17 protein-coding genes are annotated in these 19731 nt (G+C 62.1%); 5 read left to right on the top strand and 12 right to left on the bottom strand.

Annotated features, from left to right (window positions below; all coding sequences use genetic code 11):
- Position 1: 1 nt before the first annotated feature.
- The 5 genes from D3260_RS16485 to D3260_RS16465 all read right to left on the bottom strand — a co-directional run bounded on the left by D3260_RS16485 (position 2) and on the right by D3260_RS16465 (position 4919).
- Positions 2 to 1264 carry an inorganic phosphate transporter gene (locus D3260_RS16485; RefSeq protein ID WP_120099710.1) on the bottom strand — a complete coding sequence of 421 codons (1263 nt, stop codon included), beginning with the start codon at positions 1262 to 1264 and terminating at the stop codon, positions 2 to 4.
- A gap of 40 nt (positions 1265 to 1304) precedes the next feature.
- On the bottom strand, positions 1305 to 1997 hold the full coding sequence (locus D3260_RS16480; RefSeq protein ID WP_120099709.1) for a TIGR00153 family protein: 693 nt from the start codon (positions 1995 to 1997) through the stop codon (positions 1305 to 1307).
- 151 nt (positions 1998 to 2148) lie between these two features.
- Entirely contained in the window at positions 2149 to 2832 is a 684-nt protein-coding gene (locus D3260_RS16475) for a TIGR00153 family protein (RefSeq protein WP_120099719.1), read from the bottom strand.
- Between the two features lie 88 nt (positions 2833 to 2920).
- Positions 2921 to 3802: an NAD(P)-dependent oxidoreductase gene (locus D3260_RS16470; protein WP_120099708.1), complete on the bottom strand. Its 882-nt coding sequence runs from the start codon at positions 3800 to 3802 to the stop codon at positions 2921 to 2923.
- Between the two features lie 259 nt (positions 3803 to 4061).
- Positions 4062 to 4919, bottom strand: coding sequence for an MBL fold metallo-hydrolase (locus tag D3260_RS16465; RefSeq protein WP_233544118.1), 858 nt, complete (start codon positions 4917 to 4919; stop codon positions 4062 to 4064).
- A 170-nt stretch (positions 4920 to 5089) separates the two neighbouring features.
- Between D3260_RS16465 and D3260_RS16460 the strand changes: the two genes are divergently transcribed.
- From D3260_RS16460 to D3260_RS16450, 3 genes are read left to right on the top strand one after another with little or no spacing between them, the layout of a single operon-like run.
- The gene (locus D3260_RS16460; RefSeq protein ID WP_158583582.1) at positions 5090 to 5551 is read left to right on the top strand and encodes a MarR family winged helix-turn-helix transcriptional regulator; all 462 of its coding nucleotides are present in this window, start codon (positions 5090 to 5092) and stop codon (positions 5549 to 5551) included.
- Positions 5548 to 7113, top strand: a complete 1566-nt coding sequence (locus D3260_RS16455; protein WP_120099705.1) for an MFS transporter — start codon at positions 5548 to 5550, stop codon at positions 7111 to 7113. Before D3260_RS16460 ends, D3260_RS16455 begins: the two co-directional genes overlap by 4 nt.
- Before the next feature lie 5 nt (positions 7114 to 7118).
- A complete protein-coding gene (locus D3260_RS16450) occupies positions 7119 to 8249 on the top strand; it encodes an HlyD family secretion protein (RefSeq protein WP_120099704.1) in 1131 nt (376 codons plus the stop codon).
- Here D3260_RS16450 and D3260_RS16445 read toward each other — a convergent pair whose 3' ends face one another.
- Positions 8250 to 9005, bottom strand: coding sequence for a dienelactone hydrolase family protein (locus tag D3260_RS16445; protein WP_120099703.1), 756 nt, complete (start codon positions 9003 to 9005; stop codon positions 8250 to 8252). It abuts the gene before it with no gap.
- Positions 9006 to 9288: 283 nt separating this feature from the next.
- On the opposite strand from D3260_RS16445, the gene D3260_RS16440 reads away from it, so the two are divergent.
- Together D3260_RS16440 and D3260_RS16435 are read left to right on the top strand one after the other, a co-directional pair.
- Positions 9289 to 11037, top strand: a complete 1749-nt coding sequence (locus D3260_RS16440) for a glycerol-3-phosphate dehydrogenase/oxidase (protein WP_120099702.1) — start codon at positions 9289 to 9291, stop codon at positions 11035 to 11037.
- Between the two features lie 311 nt (positions 11038 to 11348).
- Positions 11349 to 12470: a Fic family protein gene (locus D3260_RS16435; protein WP_120099701.1), complete on the top strand. Its 1122-nt coding sequence runs from the start codon at positions 11349 to 11351 to the stop codon at positions 12468 to 12470.
- A 64-nt stretch (positions 12471 to 12534) separates the two neighbouring features.
- Here D3260_RS16435 and D3260_RS16430 read toward each other — a convergent pair whose 3' ends face one another.
- The 6 genes from D3260_RS16430 to D3260_RS16405 all read right to left on the bottom strand — a co-directional run bounded on the left by D3260_RS16430 (position 12535) and on the right by D3260_RS16405 (position 19728).
- Positions 12535 to 12966 (bottom strand): type II toxin-antitoxin system VapC family toxin, encoded by a 432-nt coding sequence (locus D3260_RS16430; protein ID WP_120099700.1) that lies wholly within the window; start codon positions 12964 to 12966, stop codon positions 12535 to 12537.
- Positions 12963 to 14168 carry a HigA family addiction module antitoxin gene (locus D3260_RS16425; protein WP_120099699.1) on the bottom strand — a complete coding sequence of 402 codons (1206 nt, stop codon included), beginning with the start codon at positions 14166 to 14168 and terminating at the stop codon, positions 12963 to 12965. Before D3260_RS16425 ends, D3260_RS16430 begins: the two co-directional genes overlap by 4 nt.
- Positions 14158 to 14460 (bottom strand): type II toxin-antitoxin system RelE/ParE family toxin, encoded by a 303-nt coding sequence (locus D3260_RS16420; protein ID WP_120099698.1) that lies wholly within the window; start codon positions 14458 to 14460, stop codon positions 14158 to 14160. Before D3260_RS16420 ends, D3260_RS16425 begins: the two co-directional genes overlap by 11 nt.
- A 77-nt stretch (positions 14461 to 14537) precedes the next feature.
- Complete coding sequence (locus D3260_RS16415; protein WP_120099697.1) at positions 14538 to 15671, bottom strand: endonuclease NucS domain-containing protein; 1134 nt, start codon at positions 15669 to 15671, stop codon at positions 14538 to 14540.
- A gap of 161 nt (positions 15672 to 15832) precedes the next feature.
- Positions 15833 to 18898, bottom strand: a complete 3066-nt coding sequence (locus D3260_RS16410; protein WP_120099696.1) for a type I restriction endonuclease subunit R — start codon at positions 18896 to 18898, stop codon at positions 15833 to 15835.
- A gap of 116 nt (positions 18899 to 19014) precedes the next feature.
- Entirely contained in the window at positions 19015 to 19728 is a 714-nt protein-coding gene (locus tag D3260_RS16405) for a DUF3800 domain-containing protein (protein ID WP_120099695.1), read from the bottom strand.
- Positions 19729 to 19731 lie beyond the last annotated feature (3 nt).

Here is a 19731-nt window from a genome sequence, read left to right as displayed (position 1 = left end):
CCTAGAGCAGGGCGTGCAGCACGAAGTAGAAGACGATCGAGAACAGAGCTGCGCCGGGCAGGGTGAGCACCCAGCCGGCGAATACGCCGCCGAGCACCGATAGATCGAGCGCGCGCATGCCGCGCGCCAGGCCGACGCCCAGCACGCCGCCGACCAGGGTCTGCGTGGTCGAGACCGGAATGCCGAACCAGGTCGCCAGTACCACAGTGCTGGCTGCCGACAGCTCGGCCGAGAAACCGCGGGTCGGGGTCAGCTCCGTGATGCGCTTGCCGATGGTCGCGATCACCCGATGGCCGTAGGTGGCCAGCCCGAAGACGATACCCGCGCCGCCCAGCACGAGCACCCAGCCGGCGATTTCCGACTCGCCGCTGATCTGGCCGGGGTGGTTGAGCGTGTTGAGAATGGCCGCCAGCGGGCCGACCGCGTTGGCGACATCGTTCGAGCCGTGCGCGAAGGCCATGGTGGCGGCGGTGAAGATCTGGGCGTAGCCGAAGACACGCTCGACATTACGAAAGCGATCCGAGGCGCGGGCTTCCGGCGACAGATCGATCCGGCGCAGGGCGATGCCCGCGAACAGGGCCACGGCGCCGCCGATGCCCAGCGCGATGAGAATGCTGGCGGTCAGCGACAGATTCAGGCCGATGTGCGACAGCCCTTTGATCAACGTCACCAGGCTGATGACCAGGGCCGCGAGAAAGACATACATCGGGATATAGCGCCGGGCGCCGGCGGCCGGGTCGGGGTTGTCCAGCACCAGACGCCGGATCGACTCGAACAGCAAGAACGCCAGGGCGCCGGCAATGATCGGCGAGGCGATCCAGCTGATCACGATCGAGATGATCTCGCCCCAGTTGATCGGGCTGAAGCCATAGGCCACCAGCGCGAAACCCAGGATGCCGCCGATGATCGACTGCCCTGTCGAGACCGGCATGCCGGCGCTCGACATCGCCACGAGAAAGCAGGCGGCGCCGAACAGCGCCGAGAGCATACCGATCACCAGCAGATCCGGTTGTGCGGCGACGATCTGTGGATCGATCAGGCCGCCGCTGATGGTCTGCGTGACCTGCCCGCCGGCCAGCCAGGCCCCGAGAAACTCGAATATCCCGGCGATGATCACGGCCTGCCAGATCGTCACGGCGCCGGAGCCGACCGATGTCCCCATGGCGTTGGCGACATCGTTGGCGCCGATGCCCCAGGCCATGAAGAAGCCGAATACGCAGGCAAGAACGAGAAGCAGATCGGCGTGGTTGGCGATCAGAGACATGCAACGTTTCCTCGGAGACGGACCGGCGGTCGCGGGTGATTCAATGCGACACCAGGATCTGGAGTCGCGTGCCGGCCCGCTCGGCGCGGTCGGCTAGGGTACCGATCCAGTCGATAATGCGATAGATGAACATGGCGTCCAGCGGCGCCAGTTCGTGTTCGCGCGCCAGCAGGGCACCGCGTAGCGCGGCTTCCTCGGCGTCGGCGCGTTTTTCGAGCGCAGCGAGTTCGGCGACCGAATCCGAGATCAGGGTCGCCGCATCCCGGGCGAAGCCGGATTCCAGCAGATCGTCGAACTCGCCGAGCAGCCGGCGACATTGGCCGACCGCGGCGATCGAGGTGCCGGCAAAGGCGATCATCTCGTCGGCCAGTGCGGCCGGGAACAGCAGCCGACGACCGAGCATCAGGCCGCTGATGTCTTTGATGCGATTGATGATGCGATCCTGTGCCTCGATCAGTTCGAGCAGGTCTCCGCGCGAGATCGGCAACAGCAGTCGGCGGGGCAGATGCAGGCGGATATCGCGTTTCAGATCGTCGGCCTCGTGCTCGAGATCGACGATCGCGCCATGGCATTCCTCTGCCCGGTGCCAGTCGGCCGCGCGCGCCGCGGCGAGAAACGTCCGCAGTTGCCCGGCCGCTGCATCGGCGGTGGCGATATGACGAAACAGGGGTTTGAAGGGCGAGCGCGCGAAGAGTCGCTGGATCGCGCTGCCGGTATCCGATGACGTGGCCATGACGCGGTGTCATTGCATTTGCGACCACGCTAGCCCAGACGCATGTCAGCCCGATGACCATCCCGAATACGGCCCCACGGTCCGGAGGGCCGAGCGGCGGCGACGCCGGTGGCCGGCGCGGGATACACACAGTCATGGGGGCGTTCGGCGTTTAACGCGCCATCATGATCTGCAGACGTGCCCCGACACGCTCGGCCCGGTCGGAGACCGTGCCGATCCAGTCGATGATCTGGTAGAGGAACATCACCTCGAGCGGCGGCAGCTCGCTTTCGTGCGCGAGCAGCTGGCGACGAATGGCGACCTGTTCTTCGTCGGCCCGTTTTTCCAGCTTGCCGAGCTCGACGACCATGTCTTCGATCATCTCGGAGATATTGCGCCCGAAGCCGGATTCCAGCAGCTCATCGAGTTCCTCGAGGACCTGGCGTGCCTGGTGGACCGTGTCGATCGTGACCTGAATATACTTGTTGATCGGGTCGAGTAGCGTGGCCGGAAACTGCATGCGCCGGCCCGTCATCAGTCCGGCGATGTCCTTGATCTTGTTGACGATCTTGTCCTGTGCCTCGACCAGCTCGAGCAGGTCCGAGCGTGAGATCGGCAAGAACAGCGTGTTCGGCAGATTCAGCCGGATCCGGTCCTTCAGATCGTCGGCCTCGTGCTCGCAGTCCGAGATCTCGCGATACAGCGTGTGTGCACGATCCCAGTCGCCGGTCGAGCTGGCCTCGAAGAAATTGGTCAACAGATCCGCGCCGCGATCGACCTGTCGGATGTGCTCGGACAGGGCCTCGAAGGGCGAACCCCCACCGAACAGGCGGGACAGCGGGCTGGCTTTGCTGATATCCATGGCAGGCTCGGCTCGATGAAATAAAAAACGCGCCGACCGTGCGGCCGACGCGTCCATTGTGGCAGATCCGGCGAATTGGCGATCAGTCGTCGATATGGGCGCCGCGTCGGGCGCTCTCGGCCAGTGCGGCCAGGTCCTTGTCGCCGTCGCCGGCGGCCATGGCCTCGGTCAGGCGCGTGCGGGCCGTCGCCCCCATCGGCATCGGCACGTTCTCGGCGTGTGCGGCGGCCAGCGCCAGATCCATGTCCTTGGCGCCGAGTGCGAGCTTGAAGCCCTCGGGATTGTCGTATTCGCGTGTCGTCATCGCCGGGGCGTAGGCGGTATAGGCCGGGGCCGCGAACACCGACGAGGTGATGATCTCCAGGAAATCACCGGGCGGGATATCGTAGGCCGCGGTCATGGCCGCGGCCTCGCCCATGCTCTCGACCGCCGAGACCAGCATGTAATTCGTGGCCAGTTTCATGACATTGGCCCGGTACGGCGCCTCGCCGGCCGGCCAGACCCGGGCGCCGAGCGTTTCCAGCGCCGGGCGGGCCGTCTCGATGGCCGCGCTGGCACCGCCGGCCAGAATCTGCAGCTTGCCGGCCTTGGCGACATCCGGCCGGCCGAGCACCGGCGCGGCGATATAGGCCCGCTCGGCCTCGTCATGACGCGCGGCGACGCGTCGGGCGCAATCGATCGAGACCGTGGCCATATTGACGTGCACCGTGGATGCACCCATTGCCTCGATCAGGCCGTGCTCGTCGAGCAGGGCCATCAGCGCCCGGTCGTCGGCAAGCATGGTGATTACGAGATCGCCGTGGACGCAGTCGGCGGGCGTATCGGCCTGTGTGGCCCCGGCCTCGACCAGCGCTCGGCACTTGTCGGCCGTGCGATTCCAGACGGTGACGTCGAAACCGGCAGCCACGAGATTGTGGGCCATCGGCGCGCCGATCGCGCCGAGGCCGATGAATCCGATTTTCATGATGAACTCCTGATAGGCGTGCTTCGAAGGCTCAGACCCAGGGCGTGTTGATGTTTCGTGCGAGTCCGCGCCAAGTGCTGTTTTGCGGCAATACAGCGCTTGTCCCGAAGGGTTGGGCCGCCCATGAAAAATCGACGATGGGCGCCCGGCGGCGTTGCCAGTCTGGATCGTGGCACGCCACGATCGGCGACTCGCGCCTTGCCGGACACACGGCGGTCTCTCGACGAAAAGGCGCTCGAACGAAAAACCTCAACACGCCCTATGGCGTCCAGACATGGGGCAGCCAGCGGAAGCCCGCGCCGTCGGCGACCACGTAACCCACGCCCGGGAAATCCAGATGATGGCCGGCGACCGGTTCACGGCTCTCGGCGACCTCGGACATGATCCGGCGCCGGGTCTCGGCGGCCTGTGCGGCATCGCTGTCGAAGGCCACGGTCGCCTCCGGATTCGGGAACTGGATCGACGGCAGGTGCACGATGTCGGTCCAGAGCAGCAGTTGTGCGTTGCCCGAGGCGATGCGATAGCCGCTGTGATCCGGTGTATGGCCCGGCAACGGCACGCGGGTGATGCCGGGCAGCACGGCATTGCCTTCCAGGTGCTGGATCTGGCTGCCCACGGCGGCGATCACGCGATGCGCGGCCTCGAATTGTTGTGTCTGCGCATCGTCGGCATCCGCCGGGATCGCGCCGCCCCAGTAATCCAGCTCGCCGGCCGGGACGAGGACACGGGCCCGCGGCATGGTCGGCTGGTCGTTCGCATCGACCAGACCGCCGATATGGTCGGGATGCATGTGCGTGATGAGCACCGTGTCGATATCGTCCGGCGCGTGGCCGGCATCGGCCAGGCTCTCGAAAAGACGGCCGCCGGCCCCGCCGCCGAGCGGCCCGAAGCCGGTGTCGATGAGAATGGTTTCCTGACCGGTTTCCAGTAGATAGGCGTTCAGGGTGATGCGCGGCGGCGTGGGCCGTCGGCTGGCGTCGTGCAGCCGCTTGGCTTCGGTTTCGTCAATGTTCGACAGCAGACCGAAGCCGGCCTCGAACTGGCCGTCGATCAGCGTGGTGAGCGTGAAGTCGCCGATCGCCAGGCGATGCGCGTTGGCGGGTTGTTGGGTGGTCACAGGCATAAGGGAGATGAGAGATATCGGCTGATGCTGCAACTGACAACGACCTGTAGGCAAGCCGGTTGGTTCCGCATACCGCAGCGATGCATTGTCGATGATTATTTTCATTGACACCGTCAATGAGTTTGCGGATGATGCGCCGCTTTCCGGCTCACGGAGCGCCTCCCATGCACGACGCAGACGACCAGCGCCTGATCTTCGGCGAGAGTCTTCATCGGCTCATGCACGCGTATCAGCGCGCCATGCGCCGCGCGCTTTCCGACAGCGGCATCACGCTGTCGGTCGGCCAGACGCGCGTACTCAAGGGCGCCTATTTCCAAGCCGCCCCGACGGTTCATGTGCTGGCGGAACTCATGGCCACGGATCGCGCTCAGGTCACGCGCATCGTGGGCCAGCTGCGTCGCCTCGGGCTGGTCGAATCCCGGCCGAATCCCCAGGACGGGCGCGCGCCGTTGATCCGCTGCACTGTGCAGGGCAAGGCGATGATCGGACCGATCATCCGCCTGCAGCACCAGGCCGGCCTTCTGATGTCCGAAGGTCTGTCGCAGGCCGATATCGAGCAGTTCGTCTTCATGGCGGAAACGATGGCCGAAAACCTCAACGGCTCGTCCACGGATGAGCCGACGTGAGCGGCGGCCAACCGCAGCAGGGTATGCCGCTGCACCTGATCTGCGGTCTGCTCGGCGTATTGCTGGGTTGTCTGACGGCCGATATGAACGCGCAGGCGACCAGCCTGGCGATGGCGGACATCCAGGGCGCGCTCGGGATCGGTACCCGTCTGGGCAGCTGGATGACCACGCTGTTCGACGTGGGGGAAGCCATGGGCATGCTGATCGCCCCGTGGCTGGCCATCGCATTCTCCATGCGGCGGTTCGCAACGTTCGCCACGCTCCTGCTCGGGGTGGTCGGCGTGGGGTGTGCCCTGGTTCATACCCCCGGCGTCTTTCTGATGCTGCGTTTCGGCCAGGGTCTGTCGACCGGTTTTCTCATTCCGCTGCTGATGACCACAGCGCTGCGTTTCCTGACGCCTTCCATCAAGTTGATGGGCTTCGCGGTCTATGCGTTGACTGCGACGTTCGCGCCGAATCTCGGCGCGCCGATCGTGGCCTGGGCGCATCAGAGCGTGGGCTACGATGCGCTGTATCTGTCGGTGGTCCCGCTCGTGGCGATCGCGATCGTGCTGATCTGGTACGGCGTACCGCAGGATCCGCTGCACCTCGACCGGTTCAAGAAGCTCGACTGGCGCGGCCTGCTGCTTGGTTGGACGCTCACGACCTGTATCGTCATTGTCGCCACGCAGGGCGAGCGCCTGGACTGGATGGCCTCGCCGTTCCTGGTCTGTCTGACGCTCGTGGCGGTCGTGGTGCTGCCGTTGTTCATCTACAACGAGTGGTATCACCCGGTGCCGTTCATCTGGCCCCAGATCATGCTGCGGCCGAATTTCGCCTTCGGCACGGTCATGCTGTTCGGCTTCATCATCCTGAATTTTTCGGTCAGTCTGCTGCCGAGCGGTTTCCTGTCGAGCCTGCACGGCTATCGACCGCTGCAGTCGATGCCGTTGACGTTGATCATCGGATTGCCGTCGCTCGTGCTGTTGCCGCTCGTGGCCTGGGTGCTCAATTTCAAGCGCGTCGATGCGCGCTGGTTCGTCGTCGCCGGGCTGGCCATGATGATGCTGACGTGCTGGCTGCACGCGCAGGTCGCCCCCGACTGGATGCGCCAGAATTTCTATCTCGGCCAGGCGATCGCGACCGTGGGTGAGGCGATGGTCGTGGTGTCGTTACTCAAGATCGCCACCGGGGTCGTCGACCCGACGGAAGGCCCGTATGCCTCGGCGACCATCAACACCACGCGTGCCCTGGCCGCCCCGGTCGGCACCGGCCTGATCGACTGGTTTCTGCGGCATCGCACCGATGTGCATTCCACGATGCTGCTCGACCGGGTCGGTACGCATCGTGCCGAACTGTCCCAGTCCGCGCCCTTGACCGGCCACGACGCCGCCGCACTCGCCCCCCATGCCGACCCGAGCGTGCTGGCCGCGTTCGCCCAGCAGATGAACCGTCAGGTCGAGACGCTGGCCTATGCCGACGGCTGGCGTCTGATGCTGGTGCTGGCCGGCGTGCTGATGCTGACCTGCATCGTCACGCAGCGCGTTTATCCGCCCCGTTTGAAGATTCCGCCAGGAACCTGACTCCCATGTCTGAAGAACAACCCAAGAAACGCCGCTCGCTCGGGTGGTACGTCCTGCTGGCCATCGTCGCGCTGATCGTGGTGGTGTTTGTGGCCGTGGTGCTGTGGCGCACGTTCGTGCCGAGCGCCAACGTCTGGACCAACGATGCCCAGATCGAAGCGCACTACACGACGATCTCGCCGCGTGTGCAGGGCCAGATCGCGACCGTGCTGGTCAATGACAACGAGCCGGTCCACAAGGGTCAGCCGCTGGTCAAGATCGATCCGCGCGATTATCAGACCGCTGTCGCTGCGGCCAAGGCAAGCCTGGCCACCGCCCAGGCGTCCCTGGCTGAAACCCGGGCCGAGATCGCGCGCCAGCCGGCGCGTATCGATCAGGCCCAGGCCACGGTCAACAAAGACCAGGCCAGCGCCGAATTCGCGCGGCGCAACGCGGATCGTTACAACACGCTCGCCCGCCAGCACGGTATCTCCCAGGAGGATCGCCAGCGTCAGGATGCCTCGGCGCGGTCCGCCGAAGCGCAGACGAATGCCGACGAGGCGGCTCTGGCCGATGCCCGCAAGCAGCTGGACGTGCTCAAGGCCCAGGCCAGCGGGGCCGAAGCCAATCTTCAGCAGGCCCAGGCGAATCTCGACCAGGCCAAGCTGAACCTGTCGTACACGACGATCGTCGCGCCCGAGGAGGGTGTGATCACCCAGCGCGCGGCCCGTCCGGGCGCCTGGGTCAATGCCGGCACGGCGCTCATGGCCGTGGTACCGCTACAGCGCATCTACGTGCTGGCCCATTATCGCGAGACCGAGCTGACCCATGTCGCGCCCGGCCAGAAGGTCTCGATCCACGTGGATGCGTTTCCGAACATGAAACTGTCTGGCCATGTGGACAGCCTGGCGCCGGCCACCGGGGTCACGTTCTCGCCGGTCGCACCGGACAATGCCACCGGCAACTTCACCAAGATCGTGCAACGCCTGCCGGTCAAGATCGCCATCGATGCCGATCGCAACGTGATCGCCCGACTCAAGCAGGGGCTGTCGGTGGAAACCACCATCCACACCCATTACGCGGATGTGGACAGCACGCTCGGCATCCACGGGCCGACCACCGATCATTCGACGCCCGAGGCGCCGACGACGCCCTGATCAGCCGGGCGTCACGGCCAGCGTCTCGTCGAACAGGGTCGACAGCCGTTTGTAGTGCCGGGCATCGGCGGCCTCGTCGTAGGCCGGCGCATCGAAGGCGGTGTAGCCGTGGGCAGCGCCGGCGAACAGTTCTGTGGCGAAATCCACGCCGGCTGCGGCCATCGCCTGGTCGAGCCGGCCGATCTGCGCGGCATCCATCAGTGCATCGCCATCGGCATGGCCGAGAAACACCCGGGCCCGGATCCGATCCACGCCGTGCATCACACTGTTCGCATCATCCGCCTCGGCCAGTCGAGCCGAATGAAAGCCGGCGGCTGCCACGACCCGGTCAGGGTGGTTGGCGGCCATGCGCAGGGCGAACGCACCGGTCATGCAGTAGCCGACCACGCCCACCGGCCCGGCCGCGAACGCCGGGTCCGCATCGATCGCACCGAGCAGGGCGACGAAGTCGTGGGCCTGGGCATCCGGCGTCAGCCGGCCGGCATACTCGAACAGCGTCGGGCGCACGTCGTCATCGCGAAAGGACTTGCCCTCGGGCACGACCGAGCCGGCCCGGTCGCGGTAATAGACGTTGGGCATGAGCACGGCGTAGCCGTCGTCGGCGATGGTCTGGGCCTTGTCGAAATAACAGGGGCGGAGGCCGCCGATATCGGTGAACAGCACGACGCCCGGCAGGGCGCCGTGGGCCTGCTCGGGGACGAAGACGTGGGCATCGATCGTGCCCGTCGCGGTCTGGATCTCGATGGCGCGGCTCATGGCAGGCTCCCGGATGATGAAAGACCGGATTCTCCGTGCATCGGTGCGGTGCATGCAACGCGACATCGAGCGCCGAGCGCGCAGGGCGGCGGTGTTCACAAGACCGCGGGCCGTCATCGATCGCGTCGACGGTCGTGTTCACGGGCCAGGGCGCGCCCGGTTGGCGCCGAGCTGCATCGAAAACCAGCGCAGCACGGTATGCTAGGTAGCCTACAGTCGTATTGACGCCGCACCGATCGTCACCCGGCCGGGATAGCGCGGCGTATGGAGTGTCAGAGAGACCATGCAGCTACGCGAAAGCAATATCGAGAAACTGGCCGACGACAGCGTCTATGACACGTTGATCATCGGCGGCGGCATCAACGGCGCGGTCTCGGCCGCCGCGCTTGCCGGGCGCGGCGTGAAAGTCGGTCTGGTCGACCAGGGCGATTTCGCCGGCATGACCAGCATGTGGTCGTCCAACCTCATCTGGGGCGGCATCAAGTACATGGAGTCCTACGACTTCAAGCTGGTGCGCGAGCTGTGTGTCTCGCGCAATCATCTGATCACCCACTACCCCTCGACCGTGCAGGAGATCCGTTTCCTGACCACGATCACCAAGGGCTTTCGCTGGCATCCGCTCGTGCTCTGGGCCGGCACCTGGATCTACTGGTTCTTCGGCAACTGCTTCACCAAGATCCCGCGTCTGCCCAAGCTCACGCAGATCAACGAAGAAGAGTCGGTCATCAACACCAAGCCGGCCACGGGCTGCTTCGAGTATTCCGATGCCTTTCTGCACGACAACGACGCCCGTTTCGTGTGGAACTTCGTGCGCAAGGCCATGAACAGCGGCTGCGTGGCCGCCAACTACGTCGAGGCCACCGGCTTCGAGCGCCGGGACGATATCTGGCACGTCGGCCTGCGCGATGTCATGAGCGGTCGCGAATGGACGGTCCAGACCAAGACACTGGTCAACGCCTGTGGCCCGCTGGCCGACCGCACCAACGCGCTGGCCGACAAGCACACCGAACACAGCCACGTGCTGTCCAAGGGCATTCACCTGATCGTCAATCAGGTCACGCCCAACAAACGCGTGCTGGCCTTTTTCGACGAAGACGGGCGACTGTTCTTCGCCATCCCCATGGGCAACCGGACCTGCATTGGCACCACCGACACCCGAACCGACGATCCGCACGCCGCGATCACCGACGAAGACATCGACTTCGTCCTCAACAACATCAATGCGCGGCTGGACCTCGACAAACCGCTGGACCGGGCCGACATCATCGCCACGCGCTGCGGCGTGCGTCCGCTCGCGGTTCAGAACACCGGCGGCAAGGATCGCGACTTCCTGCAGCTGTCGCGCAAGCATGAAATCGATTCCGACATCGAACAGGGCTTTGTCAGCATCTTCGGCGGCAAGCTCACCGACTGCGTGAACGTCGGCGAAGAAATCACCAACCTCGTCAAGGAAATGGGCATCCGCGTGCGCTACCCGCGCTATCGCTGGTACGGCGAGCCGGTGGACGCGGTGCGCGACGAATTCTTCCACCAGGCCCAGCTGATGGACCTGGATGCCTACACCAGCCCCGCATCCTCCGAGCCGCTGTCGACGCGGCTGTGGCGTCGGTATGCCGCCCATGCCATCGGTATTCTGGAAAACATCCGCGAGGATCCGCGCCAGGCCGAAATCCTCATCGAAGGCACCGAATACATCCGCGCCGAAGTCCGTCAGGCCGCCCGCCGCGAGATGATCACCAAGCTCGAGGACTTCCTGCGGCGCCGCTCCAAGATCAGCCTCGTCTCGCGCCAGGAAACCATCCAGCAATCCGACGGCCTCATGGAAGCCTGCGAAATGCTGTTCGGCGACGACGCGAAGATGCGCTTCGATGAATACTTCCGCGACCACCCCATCACCAACGGCATCGCCCGCGACCCCGGCGCCGGCCCGCTGCCGGCCCAGGACGCCAGCAACGACGATGCGACCGTGGCCATGGACGAGTCCAAGCAGGACAAGAAAGTCGAAGGCGGGTTTGAGACGTTGAACTGGTAACTAAGCATATAGGCTGGACTTGTAGATCGTGACGTCCGGTCCGGAATTGGCCTGGACTTTGGACGGTTTGTCGCGCAATGCGTTTATGCGTTGATCATTTTATGGGGGGATTTATTGATCAATTCCCCCTTGATTTTGATTAGCGAACCCCGTTGTCGCTCACTGGTGACGCATAACATTTCTTGTCGTTCTCTAGTCCCCAGTTGTGATTAACAATGCCTGTTGTTGCTCAAATATGATCGCCAAATTCTTTTGTTGATCAGAATGAGCCTATAATGATCGGCAAGTATTTCGGAGCCACGTCGACCTAGATGGACCTCGATCTCAGCAAAGCCGTTCGCTATCACTACGCGCAATTTCCGCCCGATGTCTTGGACTACGGGCAATTACTGCCGAATCTGCTGTCGGCAACCGAAGCCTTGGCTCGTTACGATCAGATGCTCCAGGGCCTGCATAACAGCGAAGTTTTTCTGGCGCCATTGCGAAGCCAGGAGGCGGTGGTGTCCTCGCGTATGGAAGGCACCATCAGCACGATGGACGAGATTCTTCAGCTCGAAGCTGAGTATGCGGACGAGGGGGATGCCTCGACCGAGTTTCGCTGGGACGCGATAGAAACCGCGCTCTATCGGCGTGCGCTTAACGCCGCGCAAGAGCAGCTCGACGAAGGGCGGCCATTATCGGAATCGTTGCTCCGAAGTATCCATCAGCAGCTCCTTTCATTCGGCCGCGGAGCGAGCAAGTCGCCAGGACATTACAAAACCGAGCAGAACTATGTTGGCGCGCACGGCAGTAGCGAGGTCAGTTTTGTGCCCATTGCGCCTGAGCAGCTTTCCGGTGGTATGGAGGCTCTGTTCGCGCTAATCCACGATCCGCAGATGGCGATACTGCTGCGTACTGCACTCGCGCACGCTGAATTCGAAGCACTGCACCCTTTCGAGGATGGCAATGGTCGTGTCGGTCGGATGCTCATTACGTTGATGCTCTGGCAAGGCGGGGCTATTTCAGCGCCCCACTTCTATGTCAGCCGCTATTTCGAGGATCATAAAGACGAATACATCGCTCGCCTGCGCGCTATTTCGGCCAATAACGACTGGGCGGGTTGGTGCCAGTTCTTCTTTCAGGCCGTCGCCGAGCAGGCCAGGCGCAATCTCGAGGTGGCGGATTCCATCCGAGCCTTCTATGAACACATGAAAGTCCGCTTCGCCGAACTGCTGGGCTCGAGGCACTCGGTGGCCGCGCTCGATTATCTATTCACGTATCCAGTTTTCAGTAACAGTCGTTTTACCCGCGAAGCAGGCATCGCGCCGGCAACAGCCGGCCGCTTTACACGGCTTCTTTTGCAAGAAGGGTTGCTGCAGACGGTCCGCGAAGCCTCCGGTCGGCGATCCGCTGTGTATCGGTTCGAGCCGTTGATGGAAAGAGTGCGAGTCTAGTTGGAGCGGTTGCTGCGGCTCCGTTTTCTGATATCTAGCTGGTAAATGAAGACGCGGGTGCGCGCTACCGATTGTTTTCGGTCCAAGGATCGATGAGCATCACGCCCAGCGCCTCGAAGTCACGGGTGTGGCGTGTCGCTAACGTTGCGCTCGCGCGCAAGCAGATAGCACCGATCTGCGCATCGGCCATGGAACACGGCGAGCCGGCGGTCTCGCATGCAGCCACGCGTTCAGCATAGATCGTGGCGGCTTGGCCGTCGAATGTCAGAATACGGCCGGCGAAATCTTCATCGAACATTGCCGCGGCGTGCTGTGCGAGCTTCGTTTTGCGTTGGCCCTCGGGCAAGCGTTCGACGCCGTAAAGTATCTCCGCGACGGTAATAGCCGTCACGGCAACGGCCGTGTTCGTACTGCTTTTGTCTAGCCAATCGACGACTTGGGGATTCGGCGCGGGGCGCATCAATTCCGAGAGCACATTCGTGTCGAGAACGATCATCCGTCGAAATCGACGATACGAGGTTGCTCGGCGCGGTTGGGCGTTTCGAGATCGGTTGCGCCAACGCCGTCGAATCGCTGGGTGATTCGCGTGCCCAGGCCACTTGGCGCAATGGCCGACCAATCCAGCCGATCTCGGAAATCGTGTCGGTTGGGCGCGATGAATTCCTCGCGGCGAAGGCGTCCGGTGACGATGCCGGGCGCCGTATCGACTCGCGCCGCGAATTTGGCGATGGCTCTTGCCGAAAAATCTTGGTCGGAAACGAACGCGTGCCAGTAGGCTGATGGTATCAGCGCCTCCTGGGCATACGCGTCAGCTTCGTCTTCCTGTTCTGTGATGCCCGGGGTGCTTACGCCTTCGAAATCCACGAACGTCTGTCGTTTCTCGTGCTTGAGAATATGGCAAAGCTCGTGAAATAGCGTGAACCAGAAAATATCCGCCCATTTACCTCGAAGACTCATCATGAGCACGGCCTTGTTCTGCGATTTCATCCAGAACGTCGCGCCGGTCAGATAGGTTTTTGTCAGATGGGGCCGTAGCACGAGAGCAACGCCGCACTCGGCAAGGACGGCGCGCAATCGCGCAATGGCATCGACCGCGTCTCGATTAGTCACAAGCGCGCGGATGGTGCTCACCCGAGCTTCGAGTTTTTTCCGATCGAAGGCTGCCGTTTCGATTCGTTTCGCATCGTGCTCCCCGCCTTTGATCCATGCGGCGACCGCCAACTGAGAAGGCGAACGATGCTCGGCATGGCGAAAGGCTGGCGCGTAAGCACCCACGTTTTCGACGTTCATCAACGAGGACACGCCAAAAAATCGCCGCAGCTCTCGAATGCGTTCGTCACGCTTTTGCGTATACGCCACCCACCCGATGTCTGCCATTTCCTTGAACGGAAATTTACGCATCAACGGGCGCTCCTCGGCAAGCGCGCGCGCCTCTTCCTGGCGCGCGAGCGCAAGCCGATACTCGCTCTCAAGACCGGTCCAGATATGCGCCGGAACGCCCAACACCGTTTCCAGCTGGATCGCTGTATCCGGTGTGATGGCCTTGACGCCCTTGATGATTTCGTTGATCGCCTGTGCAGGGCGGCCAGTGCGCTGCGCCAGATCCTTCTGGCTCAGGCCGGCGTCCGCCAGCACTTCCTGGAGGTATTCACCCGGCGCGATCGCAAGATCGGATCGAATGTCGGTTTCAGTCGCCATAGTGCTTGCTGACCTCCTCGATGCGAACGATCGTGAGCGAGTCGCCTTCGAGCGTGAAAATCAATCGATAGAAGCCGGTCAGTTTGACCGCGTATTGGCCGCTTCGGTCGCCTTTCAGTGGGTGACATCGCAACCCCGGAAGCGCGATCAGCTCGTCGATATCGCGAGCGCTCTTGATGGTGTTGATGCGAAGGACATAACGGCGGGCCACCGCGTCGCCGAATTTACGAACCGCGGTCTGATGCCGCTCGTAGCATTTCTGGAGCTGGTTCGTTCTGAACCGTATCTCCATGGCAATCCCTAATGCGGATGGGAGGGCACCCGTCCGTCACAGGCGCCCTATAATTATTCACCCTTGGGGTGAAAATATCAAGGCGAGGATCGAGCCGTCTGGCGGTTGGGAGAGCCAGCGCCTTCATCGTCGAATTGCGGAAACGCTTTCTTCAAACGCTCGACGGTGGCGCGCCATTTGGGCGCGGTGGGTTTGCAGACCGTGTTCTGATTACCGAAAAGGCCTACCTCGTTAAACGCCTTTTCGACGGGTACGGTTTCTAGCCACGCGACAGGCACGAAGTATTCGCAGCGGTCCGGGTCGTCGATGTATTCGTGGTGGTAGTGACCGTGCTCCAGCACATCCATGGCCGGCTGCCATTCGCCGTTCGCGTCCTGTAGCTCAAAGTCCGCGGCAGCGACGCGCGGCCCGCTGACGCGGCCCACGCCCACAAAGCCCGTGCCGGGAATCTTGGCCCAGATCCGAGCGCCAGCTTCCAGTGCGTTCAAGGTATTGCTGTACCAGCTGCCGCCGCCGGCGCAGACAAAGCCATGCTGGCGGGCTTCGCCCCAGTCGCGTGTATCGTCGTGGCCGAAGGACACATAGACCTCGCCATTCCACGGTTCGTGTTCTGTCCGGCCGCTGGCGGCGGCATTGAGCTGTGTTTCGCCCGGATCGATCAGCCAGGTACGGCTCAGTAGCTGCGTGTCGTCGGTTTCGAAGACCTGAAAGAACACCACGTTGATCGGCACGTCGCGGCTGTTCAGATAATTGACGATCCGCTCGGTACTCGGGTCGAGCGAGGCCGCGACGATCACGATCTGGTGATTGTCGTTGAGCGTGTCTTCATCCAGCGGTTGGTTGAAGCGGGCCCGGAAATCCGAGGCCAATGTCCCTTCCGGGTCGAAGCGGCCATAGATATCGGCGATCTCGGCGGTTTCGAGCGCGCCGACCCAGCTCGCATAATCCAGCGCCTGGGCGACGACTTCGCGCGGTGTGCGGTCGCGCTTGAGCTCGACCACCACCAGCCCGCCGTCCGGCGCAATCGCCAGCAAGTCGATATACCCGCCATGGCCGGTGGAGACTTGCCGGCCGATCAGCATCCACTCGTCCGACAGAATGCCCGGCTCGGCGACGATCATCTGTTCCAGCGTCTGTTCGCTGGGCAGACGGGTTTCCTTCAATAGCTGCGGCTGTGCGCCGACTTTCCAGATCGTATTTCGGACTGGCATTCAGAAAAACTCCGAGAGCCCATCAGCGGCTCGGGTCGTTGAAAGAGAGCGGAGTCGGCTCATTCTCAGCAGGCGAGGCGAGGTCTCGAACCGCTTGTGCCAGAGGCCAGCTTGAGCCTGCTGACAAAGTAAAACAGCGGAAACCGGTGACGTCAGCGCCATTAGTCGTAGCCGTGGCGCACGCGTTTGAAGATTTCAGCGGCCAGATGCTCCTGTGCCGTCGACCGGAAGTCCGGATCGCTCATGACGCGAGAAAAGATTTCTTCATTACCTTCCATTCGCTGTATGAAAAGCTCATCCATGACCCGGGTGAGATAAGACTTGAAATTCGGAAACGTATTGGCTTTTGCGGCTTCGCTGATCTTTTCATCCTGTTCGGCCGAGGCACGAATCTGGTCGAAGAAATATTGGTCGGCTTCCGTGAAGTCGGTTCCAAACCGTTCGTTGAGTCGTTCGACGAGCGTCGATAATGGAACGGCCTCGTCCTTGACGCCCGCGGTACCCACGTCGGTCGGCCCCTTCAGCGGATAGGCCTCGCCTTCTTTGAGGCCGATGGAACCATCGGTCATCTGCTGCATACGGTAGTAGCGCAGAGCCACATCGCCTTCCAGCGTGACAGGCGTGTCATCGTCCGGGCGCGGCAGCTTCGTCAACACATGCCGTACGAACGTGTAGAGCTTTTCCAGTTCGCTGTCCTGGTAAGGAATGATCTGGGAAAGGAACGAGTAGAGATTGCGAAACGCCGTAAGCTGACCGCGAAATCGCGACTGCTCTTCTTCGTCCAGTGCGCCGAAGCGTGCGACGACGTTATCCAGGATGCCCGCCATTTCCCGATGCTCCCGCCCGCTGTGTTCGCGTTTGGGTTGGTACCAGATGGCCGCAAAAGCCATGACATCATCGGGGGAAAAAACAGCCTGCTGTATTAACTCGTGCTGTAGCTCGTTGAGCCGCTGCGGGTCGGCGTTTTCTTCGACCGGCGTCGTTTCGTAATAGGGCTTGAACGCTTGGTAGATATCCGCTTCGTCGTTGACGAAATCCAGGACGAAGGTACGCGCCTTGCCCGATGCCATCCGATTGAGTCGAGATAGTGTTTGCACCGCTTGAACGCCCGCCAGGCGTTTGACGACATACATCGTCTGAAGCAGCGGCTGGTCGAAGCCCGTCTGATATTTATCGGCGACGAGCAGGACACGGTAATCGTCGCGCTCGAATGCTTCAGGTAACTCACGTTCGGGCAACCCATCGTTCATGGCCACTTCGGTATACGAAGCGCCCCCGTCGTCGGGATCTTCAACCGTGCCGGAAAACGCCACCAGCGAACGTATCGCCGTGTAGCCGTGGTCTTTGACGTACTTATCGAACGCTTTCTTGTATTTTACGGCGGCGAGGCGCGATCCGGTCACGACCATGGCACGTGCCTTGCCGCCAATTTCGTGCATCACGTTCAGCCGGAAATGCTCCACGATCACGGAGACGATCTGGTCAATATTGACCGGATGCAGATCCATGTAGCGCGCCAGTGCCTTGGCCGCTTTCTTTCGCGGTACTTCCGGGTCTGCTTCGGCCTGCTTTACCAGCCCGTAGAAGCGCTTGTAGGTCGTGTAGTTCGCCAGCACATCCATGATGAAACGCTCTTCGATCGCCTGACGCATCGAATATTCATGGAAGGGCGGCGTGCCGTCGGGGCCGGGCTCATCGAACAGCGCCTTGGTCTTGAATTTGGGCGTGGCCGTGAAGGCAAAGAAACTGAGATTCGGCTGTCGCTTACGTTGCGCCGCATCGCGCAGCAGATTGGCTTTGGCGGCATCCGATAGCGCATCGTCTTCCTCATCGGACAACTGCGCCGCGATGCTCGATTCGATGCCGTCCTTGTTCAGCATGCCGCGCAACGCGCCGGCCGTCTCGCCGCTTTGCGAGGAATGCGCCTCGTCCACGATCACGGCAAAGCGCTTGTTTGTCGTGTCGATCTGAAGGCCTTCGCCTTTCTCGTCGAGCTTTTCAATCGCCTGGGAAATGAAAGGGAATTTCTGGATCGTCGTGATGACGATCGGTGTGCCTTGCGACAACGCCCGCGCGAGTTGTTGTGTGTCTTCGTCGATCTTTTCGACGACCCCAGTCTTGTGCTCGAACTGGTAGATCGTGTCCTGTAGCTGTGCATCAAGCACGCGACGATCGGTGACCACCACCACCGAATGAAACACCTTGGCATCGGCCGCGTCGTGCAGGCTCGCGAGCCGATGGGCGAGCCAGGCGATGGAGTTCGACTTGCCGGAGCCGGCCGAGTGCTGCACCAGGTAGTTGTGGCCCGAACCGTTGGCCTGTGCGTGGCCCACGAGTTGGCGCACCGCATCGAGCTGGTGGTACCGGGGAAAGATCATGGTTTCTTTCCGAACCGTTTGTATGCCTCGGTCCTTGGGGACTTTTCTCTCGGTCACTTCCAGATGGATGAAGCGCTGGAGAATATCCATGAGGCTGTCGGCCTGGAGTACTTCATCCCATAGATAATGGGTCTTCCAGTTACCCGCGACTGGCGGGTTGCCGGCACCGTGATTCACGCCGCGGTTGAAGGGCAGGAAGAACGTCTCATCGCCGTTCAGCCGAGTCGTCATCCAGACTTCATCCGGGTCGACGGCGAAATGCACGAGCGCGCGCTTTTTGAATTCGAACAAAAGATCACGCGGATCGCGCTCGCGCTCGTATTGTTTGATCGCGTCTGTGGCGCGTTGCCCGGTCTGCGGATTTTTCAGTTCGGCGGTCACGACCGGCAGCCCGTTCACCGCCAGCGTGACGTCGATGATGCAACGGCGATGCTTGCCATCCGGCCGCTTCAAGGCCGATGTAAAGGCGACCTGGCGGGTAACGGTCAATCGGTTCTGCCGATAGCGCGCGGCCGACTCCGGGTTCATGCGCGAGTTGGGCTGGAAGTAGGCCAGCCGAAGCAGCTTGCCGTAACACTTGAAGCCGTGCCGCAGCACATGCAGCGAGCCCTTGAGCGCGAGCTCCTTGCTCAGGCTATCCAGAACGGTTGCCGCGGTCTTATCGGCCAACAGGGTTCGGAGCTGTTCCCAACGTTTGGGCTGGGATGCCTGAATAAAGACGATGGCATCGTCGGGGAACAGAGCCAGCGATTCGTCATAGGCGCTCGGATCGCGTTTTTCGTAGCCGCCGTGGTCGATCAGCCCCGCCTCGATCGCGGTTTCGAAATCGTGTTCGGTATGTGCCGGCATCGCCGTCCCCTATCGATCGGCTTGATTCTGACGCGTCTGCGCCTTATATTTTCAAGAGCGACTAGAGGGCCGTTCCCAAAAGCGGCCTAACCCACGCGGTCTAGTCGTTCCGATTATCAAGGCCAGTGCTGGATACGCAGATCCGCACTGGCCTTTATCTTTTCCCATATCTCCCAGACCTTCGCATCGTGCCATTTCTCCGGCGCCTCGGGCTGGTGGAGATAACGCCCCGCCATGTACACCACCACATCGGCCAGTTGCAGAAACCGGCTGTGGTGAGACTGTGTGAAGTACACCGTGTCGACGAGCCGCCCCAGCGGCCGGCCGTAATGCATGGGTGTCTTGCCCGAGGTCTTGTATTCGGAGAAATCCACGACCGAGCGGGCGACCTCATCCTGCTCGTAATCGCCGAAGGCGATCCCCAGGTCGTCGACCGCATCTAGATAGTCGCAGGCGCGTTCCAGAAACAGCATCAGCCCCAGTCGGTATTCCAGATCCGGATACGTATATTTTTGGCGATGACGGTCTACATCGATATGGATCAATTGGATCGGGATCGCGTTATCCACGAGAAACGTGGCCAGATAATCGAAGAGCTGCACGCGTTCTGCCAGCTTGCGGCCCTTGAACGGGCCCTTGCCATGGAACATCTCCTTGCCGTGGAACTCGTTCTGGGTCGTGAGATGACTACTGCCAAAGAAATTCGACTGGATCTTTGTCAGTGTTTCATCGAGCTCCAGCACCTTCGCCTCGGGTACCAGTACGCCGCCAATCGTGAAGAACGGATTGGCTTCGCTGTATTTGTTTTCGTCGAAGTAGATGAGATGCACAGT

Origin of the sequence: Salinisphaera sp. Q1T1-3 (assembly GCF_003602005.1) — a bacterium.
Classification (GTDB): Bacteria; Pseudomonadota; Gammaproteobacteria; order Nevskiales; family Salinisphaeraceae; genus Salinisphaera.
This window is presented reverse-complemented; position numbering and strand designations above follow the sequence as displayed.